2 protein-coding genes are annotated in these 21,312 nt (G+C 75.5%); both read left to right on the forward strand.

What is annotated here, in order from left to right; all coding sequences use genetic code 11:
* Window positions 1–43 precede the first annotated feature (43 nt).
* Window positions 44–10,252 carry a type I polyketide synthase gene (locus QF032_RS35485; protein WP_307059295.1) on the forward strand — a complete coding sequence of 3,403 codons (10,209 nt, stop codon included), beginning with the start codon at window positions 44–46 and terminating at the stop codon, window positions 10,250–10,252.
* A 37-nt stretch (window positions 10,253–10,289) separates the two neighbouring features.
* Window positions 10,290–21,188, forward strand: a complete 10,899-nt coding sequence (locus QF032_RS35490; RefSeq protein WP_307059297.1) for a type I polyketide synthase — start codon at window positions 10,290–10,292, stop codon at window positions 21,186–21,188.
* Window positions 21,189–21,312: the final 124 nt, after the last annotated feature.

The raw sequence follows: 21,312 nt of genomic DNA on the forward strand, positions 1-21,312 counted from the left end.
CACCCGACGCCCCGGCCCCGCCCGGTTCAAGGAAGTGACTTTCGTGGCTGACGACGACAAGTACGTTGAATACCTCAAGCGGGTCACGGGTGAACTCCGGCAGACCCGCCGCAGGCTGCGCGAGGTCGAGGACCGCAGCCGGGAGCCGATCGCCGTCGTCGCGATGAGCTGCCGCTTCCCCGGCGACATCCGATCGCCCGAGGACCTGTGGCGGCTCGTCGACGAGGGCCGGGACGCCATCGGCCCACTGCCCGAGGACCGGGGCTGGGACATCGCCGACCGTTACGACCCGGACCCCGACCGGCCCGGCACGTTCTCCACCCGCGAGGGCGGCTTCCTGCGCGACGCCGCCTCCTTCGACGCCGCCTTCTTCGGCATGAGCCCCCGCGAGGCCCTCGCCACCGACCCGCAGCAGCGGATCCTGCTGGAGGCGTCCTGGGAGCTGCTGGAGCGCGCCGGGATCCGGCCCCGGACCCTGCGCGGCAGCTCCACCGGCGTGTTCGTGGGCGCCGCGACCTCCGGTTACGGTCAGGGCCCGGTCGAGGTGCCCGAGGACGTGCACGGACTGATGCTCGCCGGGAACGCCACCTCGGTCGCCTCCGGCCGTATCTCCTACGTCCTGGGCCTGGAAGGGCCGGCCGTCACCGTCGACACCGCCTGCTCCTCCTCCCTGGTCGCCCTGCACTGGGCGGTGCAGGCCCTGCGGGCGGGCGAGTGCGACCTCGCCATGGCCGGCGGCGTCGCCGTGATGGCCACCCCGGGCCTGCTGTTCGAGTTCAGCAGGCAGCGCGGCCTCGCCCCCGACGGACGCTGCAAGGCCTTCGCCGACGCCGCGGACGGCACCGGCTGGTCCGAGGGCGTGGGCCTGCTGCTGGTGGAACGCCTCTCCGACGCCCGCCGCAACGGACACCCGGTGCTGGCCGTGGTCCGCGGCTCCGCCGTGAACTCCGACGGCGCCTCCAACGGTCTGACCGCGCCCAACGGTCCCGCCCAGCAGCGCGTCATCGAGCAGGCCCTCGCCAACGCCGGGATCACCGCCGCGGACGTCGACGCCGTCGAGGCGCACGGCACGGGCACCACCCTCGGCGACCCCATCGAGGCCCAGGCCCTGCTCACCACCTACGGCCGTGCCAAGGACGCCGAACATCCGCTGCACCTGGGCTCGTTGAAGTCGAACCTCGGCCACACCCAGGCGGCGGCAGGCGTCGCCGGCGTCATCAAGACGGTCATGGCCCTCCGGCACGGACGGCTGCCGCGCACGCTGCACGTGGACCGGCCGTCCACACACGTCGACTGGGACGCCGGTCACGTCCGGCTGCTCACCGAGGCCACCGACTGGCCGCTCACCGAGGGACGTCCCCGCCGCGCCGCCGTCTCGTCCTTCGGCATCAGCGGCACCAACGCCCACGTCGTCCTGGAGGCCGCGCCCGGCGACACCGAGAAGGCCGAGGGGGCCGACGGGACGGAGGGGGACGAGGGGAGCGAGGACGCGGGTGCGGCTCCCGCGACCGCCGCGCGGCTGCCGCTGGCGCCCTGGCTGCTGTCCGCGCGCGGCGCCGAAGCGCTGCGCGCCCAGGCCGCCCGCCTCCTCGAGCACGCCGACGCCCACCCCGCCGACGACCCGCACGTCACCGCCCGCGCACTCGCCGGTACACGGCAGGCCTTCGAGCACCGGGCCGTCGTCCTCGCCGAGGACCAGGCCGGCGCCCGCGACGCCCTGCGCGCCCTCGCCGCGGGGGAGGCGCATCCGGACGTCGTGACGGGCCGCACCCTGCGCGGCGCGACCGCGTTCCTCTTCTCCGGCCAGGGCGCCCAGCGGCCCGGCATGGGCCGTGAACTGTACGGCGCGTTCCCCGCCTTCGCCCGCGCCTTCGACGCGGTCTGCGCCCATCTCGACCCCGAACTGGGCCTGAGCCTGAGGAAAGCCGTCCTCGACAGCGCCCCGGACGACGAGGCGCTGCGGGAGACCGGCCTCGCCCAGCCCGCCCTGTTCGCCGTCGAGGTGTCCCTCTACCGTCTGCTGGAGTCGTGGGGCGTCACGCCCAAGTACGTTCTCGGTCACTCGCTGGGCGAACTCTCCGCCGCGCACGTCGCCGGTGTGTGGTCGCTGCCCGACGCCTGCCGGCTCGTCGCCGCCCGCGGGCGGCTGATGCAGGCCCTGCCGCGAGGCGGCGCCATGGTCTCCGTCGAGGCCGCCGAGGACGAGGTGACCGCGCTGCTCGCCGCACACGGCGACGCCGTGTCGGTCGCCGCCGTCAACGGCCCGCGCGCCACCGTGATCTCCGGTGACGAGACCGCCGTCGAAGCCATCGCGTCCGCACTCGCGGCCCGCGGCCGCACCACCCGCGGGCTGCGGGTCTCGCACGCCTTCCACTCGGCACGCATGGACGCCGTCCTGGACGACTTCCGGGCCGTCGCCGAAAGCGTCACATCGCACCCCCCGCGCCTGACCGTCGTCTCCGACCTCACCGGACGCCCCGCCACGGCCGAGGAACTGGCGTCGGCCGACTACTGGGTGCGCCACCTGCGCCACACCGTCCGCTTCGCCGACGGCGTCGACTGGCTCGCCACCCACGGTGTCACCCGCTACCTGGAGCTCGGCCCCGACGCCACCCTCAGCGCGCTCGCCCGGACCGCGCTGCCCGACGACACCGCCGACCGCCTCTGCGTGCCCGTGCTGCGCAAGGACCGCCCCGAGTCGCACACCCTGCTCGCCGCCGTCGCCGCCGTCCACGTCCACGGCGCCTCCGTCGAACCGGAGGCCCTGCTCGGCAGCGACCCGGCCGACCCGCGGGTCGACCTGCCCACCTACGCCTTCACGGGCGACCGCTACTGGCTGCGCCCCTCCCTGAGCACCGGCGACGTCACCGGCGCCGGGCTCGTCGGCGCCGGCCACCCGCTGCTCGGGGCCGTCGTCCGCGTCGCCGACGACGACCGGGTCCTGCTCACCGGACGGCTGTCCACCCGCGCCCAGCCCTGGCTCGCCGACCACACCGTGTCCGGCACGGTCCTGCTGCCGGGCGCCGCGTTCGTCGAACTCGTGCTGCGGGCCGGCGACGAGGTCGGCTGCGGTCTCCTGGACGACCTCACGCTCGAAGCCCCGCTGGCGCTCCCGGACGCCTCCGGTGTCCAGCTGCAGATCGCCGTCGGCGCCCCCGACGCGGACGGCCGCAGGCCGGTCGCCGTGCACTCCCGGGCCGACGACGACGGCCCCTGGATCCGGCACGCCACCGCCGTCCTCGCACCGGTGCCCGCCGCGCCCGAGGCCGAGCCGCCCGTCGCCTGGCCTCCCGCCGACGCCCGCAGCGTCCCCCTGGACGGCTTCTACGACGCTCTCGCCGTCCAGGGCTACCAGTACGGCCCCGCCTTCCAGGGCCTGCGGGCCGCGTGGCGGTCCGGCGACACCTGGTACGCCGAGGTGGCCCTCCCGGAGGACCAGCACCGCGACGCCGCCCGCTTCGGCCTGCACCCGGCGCTTCTGGACGCCGCCCTGCACGCCCAGCTCGCCGGTGCCGACGCCGACGACGCCGGAGACGACGCCGGGGGCGGCGGTGGTGGCGGTCGGCAAGGCGTGGGCCTGCCGTTCGCGTTCAGCGGCGTCATGCTGCACGCCGTCGGCGCCACCGGGCTCCGGGTCCGCCTGGAGCGCGGTCCTTCCGGCGCCGTGAGCCTGCACCTCGCCGACGGCACCGGACGCCCCGTCGCCACCGTCGGCTCCCTCGTCAGCCGCCCCGTCTCCCAGGCCGCCCCGCACACCTCCCGGCCCGCCGACGGTGCCCTGTACGCGGTGCGCTGGAGCGACACCGCCCTGCCCGACGCCGCTCCCGACGCCGCTCCCGGCGACGCGGTCGCCGACGGTCTGCGGCTCGCCGGCGACGATCCGGCGGGCGTGGTCCCCGCCTGGCCGGTGCTCGGCGCCGGCGACGACGCCCCCTCGGCCGTGGTCCTGCCGTGCGTCTCCGCGCCCGACGAGACCCCGGCCGGCATCGCCGGCCGCGTCCTGACCGGCCTGCGGACGCTGCTGGCCGATCCGCGCACCGACAGCGCCCCGATCGTGATCGTCACGCGCGGAGCCGTCGGCGCGGTCGACGGCGAGGACGTCGCCGACCTGTCGGCGGCCGCCGTCTGGGGCCTGGTCCGCTCGGCCCAGACCGAGAACCCGGGACGGGTCGTCCTCGCCGACGTCGACGACACCGCAGCCTCCCGAGCGGCCCTCGCGGCCGCCGTCAGCACAGGGGTGACCCAGTTCGCCCTGCGCGACGGCATGCTGCTCACCCCCGCCCTGACCCGCATCCCCGCAGCCGGCCGGGCACCCGTCTGGGACGCCGAGGGCACGGTCCTCATCACCGGCGGCACCGGCGCGCTGGGCGCGCTGGTCGCCCGCCACCTGGTCGCCGCGCACGGCGTGCGCTCCCTGGTGCTGACCTCCCGAAGGGGCGCCGAAGCCCCCGGCGCCCGCGAGCTGACCGCCGAACTCACCGCCCACGGCGCCGTCGTACGCGTCGAGGCGTGCGACGCCGCCGACCCGGGAGCCCTGGCCGGCCTCCTCGGCACGCTGCCCGCGCAGCGGCCGCTGCGCGCCGTGGTGCACACCGCCGGCGTCCTCGACGACGGCGTGCTCGGCTCGCTCACCCCCGACCGGCTCGCCGCCGTGCTGCGGGCCAAGGCGGACGCCGCGCTCACCCTGCACGAGGCGACCCGGGACGCCGACCTCACCGCCTTCGTCCTGTTCTCCTCCGCATCCGGCCTGCTGGGCGGCGCCGGACAGGCCAACTACGCCGCCGCCAACACCGTCCTGGACGCCCTGGCCCAGCACCGCCGCGCCACCGGTCTGCCCGCCACCTCGCTGGCCTGGACGCTGTGGGACCACGACGGCGGCATGACCGGCGGGCTCGGCGAGGACGGCCGGCGCCGCATCGCGGCCTCCGGACTGCCCGCCCTGGCCCCGGACCGGGCCCTGCGCCTGCTCGACGAGGCGCTCGCCGTCGGCGAGCCGCTGCTCGCGCCGCTGCGCACCGACCCCGCCGCGCTGCGCTCCGCCGCCTCGTCCGCACGGCTGCCCGCCCTCCTGCGCGGCCTCGTCCCGGCGGCCCCGGCCCGGCGGACCGCCCGCGCCGCGGACGCGGACTCCTCCGCGCTGAGCCGCCTCCTGTCCGGCCTGTCCGCACCCGAACAGGAGCGCCACCTGCTCGAGCTGGTCCGCCGCCACGCCGCCGTCGCCCTCGGCCACGGCTCGGCCGGCTCCGTCGACGGCGAACAGTCCTTCAAGGACCTCGGCTTCGACTCCCTCAGCTCCGTCGACCTGCGCAACCGCCTCAACGCCGAGACCGGACTACGGCTGCCGGCCACGCTCGTCTTCGACCACCCCCGCCCCACCGCGCTCGCCCGTCACCTCCTGCGCGAACTCGCGGGTGTCACCGAGGAGTTCGCCACCACCAGGGCCGCGGCCGAGGAGGACGACCCGGTCGTCGTCGTCGCCATGGCCTGCCAGTACCCCGGCGGGGTCACCTCCCCCGAGGACCTGTGGCGCTTCGTCTCCGAGGGCGGCGACGCCATCGGCGCGTTCCCCACCGACCGTGGCTGGGACCTGGACCGCCTGCCCGGCCTGGAGGCCGGATTCCTCTACGGCGCCACGCACTTCGACGCCTCCCTCTTCGGTATCGCACCTCGCGAGGCGCTCGCCATGGACCCCCAGCAGCGGCTGCTGCTGGAGACCTCCTGGGAGGTCTTCGAACGCGCCGGGATCGATCCGCTCTCCCTGCGCGGCAGCGGCACCGGCGTCTACGTCGGCGCGATGGGCTCCGGCTACGCCTCCGGCCTGGCCGACATCCCCGAAGGCATGGAGGGCTACATCGGACTCGGCGTGTCCGGCAGCGTCATCTCCGGCCGGGTCGCCTACACCTTCGGCCTGGAGGGGCCGACCATGACGGTCGACACCGCCTGCTCGTCCGCACTGGTCGCCCTGCACCTCGCCGCCCACGCCCTGCGCCAGGGCGAGTGCTCGATGGCCCTGGCCGGCGGGGTCACGGTCATGGCCACCCCCGGCACCTACACCGAGTTCACCGCCCAGAACGGGCTGGCCGCAGACGGCCGCTGCAAGGCCTTCGCCGCCGGCGCCGACGGCACCAGCTTCTCCGAGGGCGTCGGCATGCTCCTGCTGGAACGCCTCTCCGACGCCCGCCGCGAAGGCCACCCCGTCCTCGCCGTGATCCGCGGTTCCGCCACCAACCAGGACGGCGCCTCCAACGGCCTGACCGCCCCCAACGGCCCCTCCCAGGAGCGCGTCATCCGACAGGCGCTGGCCTCGGCCGGGCTCTCCCCGTCCGACGTCGACGCCGTCGAGGCGCACGGCACCGGAACCACCCTCGGCGACCCCATCGAGGCCCAGGCGCTGTTCGCCACCTACGGTCGCGAACGGGACGCGCAACCCCTCCTGCTGGGATCCGCGAAGTCCAACTTCGGTCACACCCAGGCCGCCGCTGGCGCCGCGGGCGTCATCAAGATGGTCATGGCCATGCGCCACGGCGAACTGCCGCGCACCCTGCACGTCGACGAGCCCTCCCCGCACATCGACTGGTCCAGCGGCGCCATCGAGCTGCTCACCGAGGCCCGTCCCTGGCCGGCCCGCCCCGACCGGCCGCGCCGCGCGGGCGTGTCCTCCTTCGGGATCAGCGGCAGCAACGCCCACGTCGTCCTGGAGGAGCCGCCCGCGGCCCGGCCCGCCGACCAACGGGCGGAGCCCGCCGCCGTGCCCCGGGTACACCCCCTCTCCGGGCACACCCCGGACGCACTGCGCGCCCAGGCCGCCCGGCTGCACACCCACCTGCTGCGCCACGAGGACGACCCCCGCGACCTCGCCCACACCCTCGCCGTAGCCCGCCATCCACACGCCCACCGCGCCGCCGTCGTCGCCGCGGACCGCGCGGAACTCCTGGCCGCGCTCGCCGCCGTCGCCGCCGGCGAGCCGGACGCCCGTACCGCCACCGGCACCGCCGGCGGCGCACGGCTCGCCCTCCTGTTCAGCGGACAGGGCGCCCAGCGCCCCGGCATGGGCCGCGACCTGTACGACGCGCACCCCGTCTACGCGCGCACCTTCGACGAGGTGTGCGCCGGACTCGACCCGCACCTCGACGGACCGCCGCTGCGCGACGTGGTCCTCGCCGCCCCGGACAGCGCCGAGGCCGCCCTGCTGGACCGCACCGCCTACACACAGGCCGCCCTCTTCGCGTACGGCACCGCGGCCCACGCCCTCGTCCGGTCCTGGGGCGTGCTGCCCGACGTGCTCGCCGGGCACTCCATCGGCGAACTGACCGCCGCCCACGTCAGCGGAGTCCTCGACCTGACCGACGCCTGCGCCCTGGTCGCGGCCCGGGGCAGGCTCATGCAGAGCCTGCCCGAGGGCGGCGCCATGGCAGCCCTGGAGGCGACCGAGGACGAGGTCCGGCCCCTGCTGGCGGACCGCGCCGACCGCGTCGCCGTCGCCGCGGTCAACGGACCGGTCTCCGTGGTCGTCTCCGGCCACGCCGAGGACGTGGAGGCCATCACCGCCGGGTTCGCGGCCCGCGGCCGCAAGACCCGCCGCCTGAGGGTCAGCCACGCCTTCCACTCGCCGCTGATGGACGCCATGCTCGACGACTTCCGCGCCGTCGCCGCCCGCGTCCGCTTCCACCGGCCCGCCGTCCCCGTCGTGTCCAACGTGACCGGCGACCTCGCGGCCGGCGACGACCTGACCACCCCCGACTACTGGGTGCGCCACGTCCGCCGGGCCGTCCGCTTCGGCGACACCGTCCGCACCCTGGAGGCCAGCGGCGTCACCCTCACCCTCGAACTCGGCCCCGACGCCACCCTCACCACCCTGGTCCAGGACGGCATCAGCGCCTCCGCGGCGGTGACCGCCGTACCCCTGGTGCGCCGCGACATTCCCGAGGGCCGCTCCGCGCTGCTCGCCGCCGCCACGCTGCACGTACACGGGCTCGGCGACGTCCCGGGGCCGCCGGCCGACGCCGCGGCCCGGCGGGTGCCCCTGCCGACGTACGCCTTCCAGCGCGAGCGCTTCTGGCTGGAGGCGTCCGCGCCGGCCCCCGCCGCGGCCGGCCAGGACGCCGCGTTCTGGGAACTCGTCGAGGCGACGGACGCCTCGGCCCTCGCCGAGCGCCTCGCGGTCGACCCCGACGCCCCGCTCAGCGCCGTCCTGCCCGCCCTCGCCGCCTGGCGCGGCGAGGACCGCAGGCAGGCGGAGATCCAGGGCTGGGAGCACCGTGTCGTGTGGCGGCCCACCACGGAGAACGCCGCCACGCCCGCCGGCACCTGGGTCCTCGCCGTCCCGGACCGGCTCGACGGCGGAGCCTGGGCGACCTCCGTCGCGGACGCGCTCACCGCGCACGGCGCCCGCGTCCGTGTCCTGCCCGTCGACTGCGCCACCGTCGACCGCACGGCCCTGGCAACCGCCCTGGGCTCCCTGCGCGAGGACGGCGACGGGCCCTGGACGGGCGTGCTGTCGCTGCTCGCCGCCGACACCGCCGCACTGCCCGGACTCGACGCCGTCCCGGCCGGTCTCGCCGCGACCGCCGCCCTCGTCCAGGCCCTCGCCGACGGAGCCGCGGGTACCGACGCGGTGCGCCTGTGGGCGCTCACCGCGGGCGCCGCCGGCGTCCTCGGGACGGAGGCGCCCGTCGTCCCCGAACAGGCCGCCGTGTGGGGCCTGGGCCGCACCGCCGCCCTCGAACACCCGCAGCTCTGGGGTGGGCTGGTGGACCTGCCCGCGGGCACCGACACCGCCGTCGCGGGCGACGTGGCCCGCCGCCTGGCCGCAGCGCTCGCCGATCGGGCAGGCGAGGACCAGATCGCCGTACGGCCCGCCGGCACGTTCGTGCGCCGCCTCGAGCGCGTCCCGGCCGGCGCGCCTGTGGCGGCCGCGCCCGACTGGTCCGGCACCGTCCTGCTCACCGGGGCCACCGGCGCGCTCGGTCTGCGCACCGCCGTCTGGCTCGCCGCGCAGGGCGCCGGCCGCATCGTGGCCGTCAGCCGGTCCGGCCCGGGTTCCGACGGCGCCTCCCGCCTCAAGGACGCGCTCGCCGACTCCGGCACCGAACTGGTCCTGGCCGCCTGCGACACCGCCGACCGCGACGCGCTCGCCGCACTGCTCGCCGAGCACCCCGTCGACGCCGTCGTGCACACCGCCGGCGTGCTCGACGACCGGCTTCTCGACGGCATGGACGCCGCAGCCCTGGACCGCGTCCTGCGGCCCAAACTGGCGGCAGCGCGCCATCTCGACGAACTGACGCGCGGACGCGAACTCACCGCGTTCGTCCTGTACTCGTCGATCTCCGGCACCCTCGGCACCATCGGCCAGGCCAACTACGCGGCGGCCAACGCCTACCTGGACGCCCTGGCCGAACAGCGCAGAGCCGCCGGCCTGCCCGCCACCTCTGTGGCGTGGGGGCCGTGGGCGGGCGGCGGCATGGCCACCGCCGACGCCGACGCCGAGAACCGCATGCGGCGTGGCGGCCTCGACCCGCTCGATCCCGAGCGGGCGGTCGACGCCCTCGGCCGGGCCGTCGCACGCACCGAAGCCGTCCTCGCCGTCGCCGACATCGACTGGGCACGCTTCGCGCCCGGCTTCACCACCTCCCGGCCCAGCCCGCTGCTCGCCGGACTCCCCGAGGTCCGTGACCTGCACGCCCGCCGCCCGCAGAGCGCCACGGGCGCCCCGCAGGCCCTGCGTGAACGGCTCGCCGGACAGTCCGCGGCCGAACGCGAACGCACCCTGACCACACTGGTGCGGACCGAGGCCGCCGCCGTCCTCGGCCACACCGGCACCGACCGGGTCGGCGCCGCCACGGCGTTCAACGCCCTGGGCTTCGACTCGTTGATGGCGGTCGAGCTGCGCAACCGGATCGGCGCCGCCATCGGCCTCGCCCTGCCCGCCACCCTGCTGTTCGACCAGCCGAGCGCCACCGCGCTCGCCGCGTATCTGCGGGGCCGGCTCTCGGACGACGCCGAAGGCTCCGAGACCGTCCTCGCCGGCCTCGACTCCCTGGAGGCGGCCCTGGCCGCACTGGCGAAGGACGACGTCCGGCGCGACCGCATCGGGGCCCGGCTGCAGTCGCTCCTCACAGGTTTCACCGGCTTCACCGGCGGCCCCGCCGTCGCCGTCCCCGCCACCGGCGGTGACGACGTCAGCGACCGGATCCAGTCCGCCGGCGCGGACGAGATCTTCGACTTCATCGAGAACGACCTCGGCATCTCCTGACGGCGCGGCCAAGGGACCTGAGAACGGGTGACAACACATGAGCGATGAGGAAAAACTCCTCGGCTACCTGAAGAAGGTCACGGCCGACCTCCACCAGACGCGACAGCGCCTGGCCGCGGCCGAGGCACACCGCAACGACCCCGTCGCGATCGTCGCGATGGGCTGCCGTTTCCCGGGCGGGGTCGGCGACCCCGACGATCTGTGGCGGCTGCTCGACGACGGCGGCGACGCCATGTCCGAGTGGCCCCGCGACCGGGGCTGGGACGCCGACGCCCTGTACGACCCGACGCCCGGCACGCCCGGCCGCAGCTACACCCGCACCGGCGGATTCATCGACCGTGTCGGCGACTTCGACGCCGGGTTCTTCGGCATCTCACCGCGCGAGGCCGTCGGCACCGACCCGCAACAGCGGATCCTCCTGGAGATCTGCTGGGAGGCGCTGGAACGCGCCGGGATCGACCCGCTCGCCCTGCGCGGCAGCCGCACCGGCGTGTTCTCCGGCACCAACCTCCAGGACTACACCACCCTGCTCAGCCTGTCCGACAACGCAGGCGACGACGGGGTGGGCAACGCGCCCAGCGTCCTGTCCGGCCGGATCTCCTACACCCTCGGCCTCGAAGGCCCCGCGGTCTCCGTCGACACCGCCTGCTCCTCCTCCCTGGTCACCCTCCACCTGGCGGCGCAGGCGCTGCGCGCCGGGGAGTGCGACCTGGCGCTGGCCGGCGGCGTCACCGTCATGTCGACGCCCACGATCTTCCTCGAGTTCAGCCGCCAGCGCGGCCTGTCGCCGGACGGCCGCTGCCGCGCCTTCGCCGACACCGCCGACGGCACCGCCTGGGGCGAGGGCGCGGGAGTCCTCGTCGTCGAACGGCTCTCCGACGCCCGCCGCCACGGCCATCCCGTCCTCGCCGTCCTGCGCGGCTCCGCCGTCAACCAGGACGGCGCGTCCAACGGTCTGACCGCTCCCAACGGCCCCTCCCAGGAACGAGTCATCTGGCAGGCGCTCACCAACGCGAGGCTCGCACCCGCCGACGTGGACGCCGTCGAGGCGCACGGCACCGGAACCACCCTCGGCGACCCCATCGAGGCGCAGGCCCTGCTCGCCACCTACGGACAGGACCGGCCCGCGGACCGGCCGCTGCTGCTCGGCTCGGTGAAGTCGAACATCGGCCACACCCAGGCCGCGGCAGGCGTCGCAGGCGTCATCAAGACGGTCCTCGCGCTGCGCGCGGGCCGGCTGCCCGCGACCCTCCACGTCGACCGGCCGAGCCGGCACGTCGACTGGAGCGCCGGAAACGTCGAACTGCTCACCGAGGCCCGCGGCTGGCCCGCCGTCGGCGACCGCCCGCGCCGCGCGGGCGTGTCCTCCTTCGGAGTCAGCGGCACCAACGCCCACGTCATCCTGGAACAGGCCCCGCCCACCGAGCAGGACGACGAAACCGGGCCCGCGGGCGACACGCCCCGCCCGCGCGCCTTCACCGTGTCCGGCCGCACCGCGCCCGCCCTGCGCGACCAGGCCCGCCGGCTCGCCGCGAGCCTGCGCGCCGATCCGGACGGCGCACCGCGCCTCGCCGACCTCGCCTGGTCCCTCGCGACCACCCGGTCCGCACTCGAACACCGTGCCGTCGTCGTCGCCCCCGGCCCCGACGTGCTCCTGCGCGGCCTGACCGCCCTGGCCGACGGCGCGCCCGACCCCGCCGTGGTGCGCGGCGTCGCCGACACCGAGGGCGACCCGGTCTTCCTCTTCCCCGGCCAGGGGCCGCAGTGGGAGGGCATGGCCATCGAACTCCACGACGCCGACGCCCGGTTCCGCGCCTTCTTCGACGAAGCCGCCGCCGCCGTGGAGGAGTTCGCCGACTTCTGCGTCCTGGACGTGCTGCGAGGTGCCGCCGGCGCCCCGCCCCTGGAGCGCCTCGACGTCGTCCAGCCCACCCTCTTCGTGGTCTGCGTCGCCCTCGCCCGGCTGTGGATGGCGTGCGGGGTCCGCCCCGCCGCGGTCGCCGGACAGAGCCAGGGGGAGATCGCCGCCGCACACATCGCGGGCGTCCTCACCCTCCAGGACGCGGCCCGGGTCGTCGTCACCCGCTCCCGGGAACTCACCGCCATCACCGGCCGCGGCGGCATGGTCGCCGTACCGCTGGCGCTCACCGAGGTCGAACGCCTCATCGCCCCCTACGACGGCCGTATCTCCGTCGGCTCCGTCACCGGCCCGCGGTCCGTCACCGTGTCCGGGGACGCCGAACCGCTGGCCGAACTGCTGGCCCGCCTCACCGAAGACGGAATCCGCGCCCGCCGTGTGCCGGTGGACTACGCCTCGCACTGTGCCCAGGTGGAGGAGGTCCGCGACGCCCTGCTCGCCGGATTCGCGCCGGTGCGCCCGCGCCCCGCCGAGATCCCGTTCCACTCCACCGTCACCGGGAACCGGGTCGAGGACACCACCACGCTCGACGCCGCCTACTGGTACGACAACATCCGCCGCACCGTCCGCTTCGAGAGCACGGTGCGCGCTCTCGCCGAAGCCGGACAGCGCGTCTTCGTCGAGATGAGCCCGCACCCCGTGGTCACCACGGCGGTCGGCGACATCCTCGACGACCTCGGCATCACCGGCGGCGCAGTCCTCGGCACCCTGCGCCGCGACGAGGGCGGGACCGAACGCTTCCTCACGTCCGTGGCCGGACTCGCGGTCCGCGGCGTCTCCGTCGACTTCGACGCCGTCCACGACGAGCCCGCGCACCGCGTCGACCTGCCCGTCTACGCCTTCCAACGCCGCCGGTACTGGCCGGGGTTCACCGCCGCCGCGCCCACCGTGACCGCCGACGCCGCGGACGCCCCCTTCTGGCACGCCGTCGAGTCAGGCGACCTCACCACCCTCGCCGAAACGCTCAGCCTCGACGAACAGGCCACGGCCGCACTGCTCCCCGCCCTGGGCGACTACCGGCGGCGCGGCAACGACCGTGCCACCGCCGACCGCTGGCGCTACCGCATCACCTGGCGCCCGCTGCAGGACACGCCGACACCGGCCCTCACCGGCCGCTGGACCCTCGTCGTACCCCGCGGCCACCGGAACGGGCCCGAGGCCACCGGCGTGCAGGCCGCCCTGGCCCGCGCCGGCGCCGACTGCGCCCTCGTCGTGGTCGAAGAGCACGCCGACCGCACCGCCCTCGCCGCCGTGCTGGCCGAGGCGACGGCGGACGCCCGCGGTGTCCTGTCCCTGCTCGCCCTCGACGGCAGCGCGCATCCTCGGCACCCGCAGCTGCACGGCGGTTTCGCCGCCACCGTCGCCCTGGTGCAGGCCATGGACGACCTCAACGTCCGGCTGCCGGTGTGGTTCCTCACCCGCGGCGCCGTGGCCACCCGTTCCGGCGAGGCCCCCGCCGCACCGGCCCAGGCCCTCGTCTGGGGCTTCGGACGGGTCGTCGCCCTGGAACAGGCCGACTGCTGGGGCGGCCTGATCGACCTGCCCGACCAGCTCGACGCGCGCACCGCCGACCGGGTCGTCGCCGTCCTCGCCGGAACCGACCACGAGGACCAGGTCGCCGTACGCGCCACCGGCACACTGGGCCGCCGGCTGGAGCGCGCCGCCGTCGGCGGGCTCGCCGGCCGACGCCGGTGGCGACCGGAGGGCACCGTCCTCGTGACCGGCGGCACCGGCGCCCTCGGCCGTCACGTGGCCCGCTGGCTCGCCCGCGAGGGAGCGGCGCACCTTCTCCTCGTCAGCCGCTCCGGCCCCGAGGCGGAGTGCGCCGCCGGGCTGCTCGCCGAACTGACCGCCCTCGGCGCCCGCGCGGACCTCGTAGCCTGCGACATCGCCGACTCCGCGGACCTCGCCGGCCTGCTGGCCTCCGTCCCCGAGGAGCGCCCTCTCACCGCCGTCTTCCACACCGCAGCCGTTCTCGACGACGGGGTCATCGGCTCGCTCACGCCCGAGCGCCTCGCCGAGGTCCTGCGGGTCAAGGCGGGAGGCGCCCGGAACCTCGACGCCGCGACCGCCGGCCTGGACCTTTCCGCCTTCGTGCTGTTCTCCTCGTCCTCGGGTGTCTTCGGCAGCCCCGGACACGGCAACTACGCCCCCGGCAACGCCTTCCTGGACGCCCTCGCCGAGGACCGCCGCTCGCGCGGTCTGCCCGCCACGGCGATCGCGTGGAGCGGCTGGGCCGAGGGAGGCATGGCCTCCGGCACGGTCGGGGAGCGGCTCCAGCGCCACGGCGTCCGCCTCATGGACCCCGCCGTCGCCGTCACGGCCCTGCGACACGCCCTGGATCAGGACGACACCGCGCTCGTGGTCACCGACATCGACTGGGAGGTCTTCGGGGCGGAGCTCGGCAAGGGCCGCCCGCGCCGCCTCTACGCAGACCTTCCGGATCTGGGACAGCTGCGCGCGCAGCGCGCCGCCGCCCCGGCCGTGTCCGGCGACGACGACAACGACGTGATGGCCCACATCGCCGCCCTCGGGGAGGCCGACCGCCGGCATGCCCTGCTCGAGCTGGTGCGCGGACACATCGCCTACGTCCTCAACCATCCGAGCCCCGACGACGTCGAGCCGGCCCGGGCCTTCCGGGAACTCGGCTTCGACTCCCTCACCGCCGTCGAACTGCGCAACACCCTCGGCGAGGCGACCGGCATGCGGCTGCCCGCCACCCTCGTGTACGACTACCCCACGCCCGCGGCCCTGGCCGAGCACCTCGGCGAGCAGCTCGCCCCGGCCGGCGCCGCCGCCTCCGCGGTCGCCGTCACCCGCCGGGACACGGCCGAGGACCCGGTCGTGATCGTCGGCATGGCCTGCCGCTTCCCCGGCGGGGCGGACACCCCGGAGCGGTTCTGGCAGCTGCTGGCCGACGGGACCGACGTGATGGGCCCGTTCCCGCAGGACCGGGACTGGGACGTGGCCGGGCTCTACCATCCCGAACCCGGCACGGCGGGCCGTACCGCCACACTCACCGGTGGATTCCTGGACGGTTTCGCCGACTTCGATCCCGGCGTCTTCGCCATCTCGCCCCGCGAGGCACTGGCCATGGACCCGCAGCAGCGGCTGCTGCTCGAGACCGCCTGGGAGACGTTCGAGCGGGCGGGGATCGATCCGCGGTCGCTGCGCGGCAGCCGGACCGGGGTGTTCGCCGGCACGAACTACCAGGACTACACCTCCCGTCCGATCGCGCCCGGCGACGACGTCGGCGCCCACCTGGGCACGGGCAACTCCGCAAGCGTCCTGTCGGGCCGCGTCTCCTACACCTTCGGGCTGGAAGGGCCGGCGGTCACCGTCGACACCGCCTGCTCGTCGTCGCTGGTCGCCCTGCATCTTGCGGCGCGGGCGCTGCGCGCGGGGGAGTGCGACCTGGCGCTGGCCGGCGGTGTCACCGTGATGTCGACGCCCGGTCTGTTCGTGGACTTCAGTCGTCAGCAGGGGTTGGCGGTGGACGGTCGGTGCAAGGCGTTCGCTGAGGCGGCGGACGGGACGGGGTTCTCGGAGGGGGGTGGTCTGCTGTTGATGGAGCGGTTGTCCGATGCGCGTCGGCTGGGGCATCCGGTGTTGGCGGTGGTGCGGGGTTCGGCGGTGAATCAGGATGGTGCGTCGAACGGGTTGAGTGCGCCGAACGGTCCGTCGCAGCAGCGGGTGATCCGGGCGGCGTTGGCGGACGCGGGTGTGTCCGCGGTGGATGTGGATGTGGTGGAGGCGCACGGTACGGGGACGCGGTTGGGTGATCCGATCGAGGCGCAGGCGTTGCTGGCGACCTATGGTCAGGGGCGTTCGGTGGATCGGCCGTTGTGGTTGGGGTCGGTGAAGTCGAATGTGGGTCATACGCAGGCGGGTGCGGGTGTGGCGGGTGTGATGAAGATGGTGCTGGCGATGCGGTCGGGTGTGGTGCCGGCGACGTTGCATGTGGATGAGCCGTCGTCGCATGTGGACTGGTCGGCGGGTGCGGTGGAGTTGGTGAGGGCGGCGCGGGTCTGGGAGGAGGAGGGCGGGCGTCCGCGGCGTGCGGGTGTGTCGTCGTTCGGTATCAGCGGCACGAACGCGCACGTCATCCTGGAGGGCGTCGCCGAGGCACCGCACGACACGTCCGACGCCGGCGAACCGCGCACCGACGAACCCCTCGCCGTCGCATCGCAGCCGCAGGCGCCGGTGCCTGCGCAGGTCCCGGTGCAGGTCCCGGTGCCCTGGATCGTCACCGGTCGTAGCCGTGACGCCCTGCGCGACCAGGCCGCCCGGCTGCTCGACCACGTGAGCGCGCATCCCGAAGTCCACGTCGCCGACACCGCGTTGGCGCTGGCGACCACCCGGACGCCGTTCGCCCACCGAGCCGTCCTCATCGGCGACGATCACGACGGTCTGGCGGCCCGGTTGCGGGCCCTGGCCGAGGGAACGCCGCTGCCCGGCACGGTCACCGGCGTCGCACGCGCTGGCGGCCGTACGGCCTTCCTGTTCACCGGCCAGGGGGCGCAGCGGCCCGGCATGGGCCGCGAACTGCATGCCGCCCATCCGGTGTTCGCGCAGGCCTTCGACGCCGTGTGCGCACGCGTTCCCGGGCTGCGGGCGGTGGTCCTGGGAGACGACGCCGAACTCCTGAACCGCACCGAGCACGCACAGCCCGCCCTGTTCGCCTTCGAAGTCGCCCTCTACCGCCTGCTGGAGTCGTGGGGCGTCCGCCCGGACCACGTCGCCGGCCACTCCGTCGGTGAGATCGCCGCGGCCCATGTCGCCGGAGTGTTCTCCCTCGACGACGCCTGCGCCCTGGTCACCGCCCGCGGCCGGCTCATGCAGGCGCTGCCCTCCGGCGGCACGATGGCGTCGATCCGGGCCACCGAGCAGGAGATCCTGCCGCTGCTGTCCGGACGCGAACGCGAAGTCGGCATCGCCGCCCTCAACGGGCCCTTGGCGACCGTCGTCTCCGGCACGGAGGAGGCCGTCGCCCGGATCTGCGAGCATTTCTCGGCGGCCGGCCGGCGCACGACGCGGCTCCGGGTCAGCCACGCCTTCCACTCCCCGCTCATGGAGCCGGCGCTCGACGACTTCCGGGCGGTCGCCGCCGGCGTCTCCTACGACGAGCCGGTCCTGTCCGTCGTCTCCGCACGGACCGGTGAACCGGCCACCGCCGGTCTGCTCACCGACCCCGAGCACTGGGTGCGGCACCTCCGTGAGCCGGTCCGCTTCCACGACTGCGTCACCCGGCTGCACGGCCTGGGCGTCCGACGCTTCCTGGAGGTCGGGCCGGACGCCTCGCTCACCGCGCTCGCCGAGACGGCCCTCGCCGAGGCGGAGCCCGACACGGCCGAAACGGTGTTCGCGGCAGCCGTCCCGCGGAACGAGCCCGAGACCGGCTCTCTGCTCCGCGCCGTCGGCACACTGTTCGCGCACGGCGCCGAGCCCGACTGGACGGCGCTCCTCCCCGGCGCCCGCGCCGTGCCGCTGCCCACCTACGCTTTCCAGCGGCAGCGGTTCTGGCTGCCGACCGTGGCCGCGGCCGGCGACCCCGACGCCGCCGGACTGCACCCCGCGGACCATCCGTTCCTCGCGGCCGAGGTCGCCCGCGCAGGCTCGGACGACCTGCTGTTCACGGGACGGCTTTCACTGCGCGGCCAACCCTGGCTCGCCGACCACGCCGTCCTCGGGCAGGTCATCCTGCCCGCCACCGGCTACCTCGACCTCGCCGTGCACGTGGGCGACCGCACCGGCTGCGGCCACCTGAGCGAACTCACCCTGCTCAGCCCGCTCGTCGTGCCCGCCGAGGGCGCCGCCCACCTTCAGGTCACAGTGGAAGCCGCCGACGGTCAGGGCCGCCGTGCCTTCGCCGTGTGGTCGAGGCCCTCGGCGGACGACGGGGAGTGGCAGCGGCACGCCCAGGGCGTCCTCGCTCCGCAGCCGAGGTCCGTGCCGGCCGGCGACCTGGCCGCCTGGCCTCCGTCGGGAGCCTCCCTCGTCTCCGACGAGGACCCCTACCCGGCCTTCGCCGCCGCGGGCTTCGCCTACGGTCCGAGCTTCCGCGGTCTGGGCAGCGTGTGGGAGCGCGGCGAGGAGGTGTACGCCGAGGTCGCGTTGCCGGAACCGTACCGGGAGGACGCCCTCCGGCACGCCCTGCATCCCGCCCTCCTCGACGCGGCCGTCCAGGCTCTGCTGGTCAGGCGGCCCGGGCTGCGGGGCGACGACGAGGACACGGCGCCGATGCTGCCGTTCGCGTGGACCGGGCTGACCCTGCACGCCACCGGCGCGACCGCGCTGAGGGTGCGTCTGACCCCCGCCGGCCACGATCACGGCTACCGGGTCCTGGTCACCGACACCACCGGCCGGGCCGTCGCCACCGCCGATGCGATCACCCTGCGGGAGGTGCCCGCCGCCCAGGCCGCGCCGGGGACGGCCCGGCCCGAACTGCTGCGCCTGGACTGGCAGGAGACGCTTGCGGCCCCCGAGCTGCCCGCTCCGCGCACGGTGCGCTGGATCGTCCTCGGCGGGGGCGACGACCGGGTGGTCGCCTCCCTCGACGCGACCGGGGTCCATGTGGAGACCTACGCCGACCTCGAGTCGCTCGCCAAGGCCGTCGACACCGGTATGACGATGCCCGAGGTGGTCGTCGTCGCACCGGAGCCGTGTCACGTCGACGAGCACGGCATGCCCGAGGCGTTGCGGGGCCGCCTGTCCCGCACCCACGAGGTGATGAGCGGCTGGCTCGCCGACGAGCGGTACGCCGACGCCCGGCTGGTGTTCGTCACCCGCCGTGCGGTGACGGTGGGCCCGGGCGACGAAGCCGCGGGCGTGGTCCCGCCGGATGTGACCGCTGCCGCCCTGTGGGGACTGGTCCGCGCCGGACAGAGCGAACACCCCGGCCGGTTCCAGCTGGTGGACCTGCCCGGCGGGGCCGGGACCGGCGACGAGGCCGCACTGCTCGCGGCGATCGCCTCCGGTCACCCGCACAGCGCGGTCCGCGACGGACGGGTCCTGCACCCCGACGCCGTGCCCGCCGCCCCCGGCGCCGTACCCGACCTCGCCGCGGGCACGGTGCTCGTCACCGGCGCCACCGGCGCCCTCGGCCGGGCCGTCGCCCGTCACCTCGTCACCCGGCACGGTGTGCGTTCGCTGCTGCTCGCCGGTCGACGCGGCCCCGCCGCGGACGGCGCGGACGCTCTGGTGTCCGAGCTGACGAAGCTGGGCGCCCGAGTACGCCTGGAGGCCTGCGACGTCGCCCGGCGAGCCGATGTCGAGCGGCTGTTGACCCACGTGCCCGCCGACGCGCCGCTGACCGGGGTGATCCACGCGGCCGGTGTCACCGACGACGCCGTCCTCACCGCACTCGACGGGGAGCGCTTCGACACGGTGCTGCGCCCGAAGGCGGACGGCGCCTGGAACCTGCACCACGCCACGACGGACCACCGTCCGGCCGCGTTCGTGCTGTTCTCCTCGGCGGCGGGCACCTTCGGCGCTCCCGGCCAGGCCAACTACGCGGCGGCGAACGCCTTCCTCGACGGCCTCGCCGCCCTCAGACGCTCACTCGGACGACCCGCGGCGTCCGTCGCCTGGGGCCTGTGGAGCGACGACAGCGGCATCACCGCCCGTCTGTCCCGAACCGACCGGGGCCGACTGAGCCGCGGCGGCCTGCGTCCCCTGACCACCGAGGACGCCCTCACCCTTCTCGACGACGCCCTCACCACGGCCGACCCCGCGGTGATCGCCGTCGCCACCGGTTCGGGCCGGGCGGGAGTCCGTTCGATGCTGCGGCCCGGCACCGCGGCGGCGCGACGCAGGAGCGCGTCCGGTCCGTCGGAGCCGGCCGGCCCGTCGCTCCTGGCCGGACGCTCCCCGGAAGAGGGCGGCGCCTTGCTGCTCGGTCTGGTGCGCGACCTCGCCGCCACCGTGCTGGGGCACGCGGGCGCGGACGAGGTGGAGCCCGACCGGCTCTTCACCGAGCAGGGCTTCGACTCCCTCACGGTGGTCGAACTCCGTAACCACCTCGCCACCGCCACCGGCCTGAAGCTGGCGCCGACCCTTCTGTTCGACCACGCCACGCCCGAGGCCCTCGCCGCCCATCTGCACGGCCGGCTCGCCGAGCGGTCCACCCAGGAGACCGGCCGGGAACAGACGGTCGCGGGCGCGCCGGACATCCGCCCCGGGGACACCCTCGGGGGCCTGTTCAAGCAGGCCTGTCTCGACGACCGTGTCGACGACGGCTTCACCCTGCTCCAGGCGGCGGCGGAACTGCGTCCCACCTTCACCTCGCCGGACGAACTCCCCGGTCTGCCCGGGGCGATCCGGCTCTCGGCAGGCGGCGCGGCGGCACCGCTGGTCTGCTTCAGCTCCTATGTCGCCCTCGCCGGTGTCCACCAGTACGCCCGGTTCGCCTCGCCGTTCCGCGGCCGGCGCGACGTCTGGGCGCTGCCCACCCAGGGCTTCGGCACGGGGGAGGCGCTGCCGGCGACCTTCGACGCGGTGGCCGACCTGCACGCCGCCGCCGTACGGCGGACCGTCGGGGACGTTCGGCCGGTCCTGCTCGGGTCGTCGTCCGGAGGGGTCCTCGCCCTCTCCGCCGCTCGGCGGATGCAGGAACGCGGGGCCGCGCCGGCCGCCGTCGTCCTGCTGGACACCTATATGCCCCGGGCCGACTCCCCGTTCCTGCGCTTCTCCCAGCAGATGCTCAGCGGCATGTTCGAACGGGAGTCGATGTTCGCGCACATGGACTCGGCACGGCTCACCGCGATGAGCTGGTACGTCGCGATGATCGGGGAATGGGAGCCGGGCCCCCTGGAGTGCCCCGTGCTGCTGGTGCGTTCCAGCGAGCCCCCGGTGCCCGCCGGACCCGGTGAGGAGATGCCGCCCGAGGAGTGGCAGACGTCCTGGCACCGGGCCCACACCGTCCTCGACGTCCCCGGCAACCACTTCACGATGATGGAGGACCACGCCCGCTCCACCGCCGGGGCCACCGACGACTGGCTCACCGCCCGAGGCGCCTGACCGGCCCCCCCGCACCGAGGGCCCTGCCCCCCCGCTCGACGGGGGCAGGGCCCTCGGCCTTGCCGGGCGGCGGCGGACAGGGCGTCGCCGGGCCGGGTTTAGAGAAAGACCTAGTGCCGCCCTC

The organism is Streptomyces achromogenes (assembly GCF_030816715.1).
Classification (GTDB): Bacteria; Actinomycetota; Actinomycetes; order Streptomycetales; family Streptomycetaceae; genus Streptomyces; species Streptomyces achromogenes_A.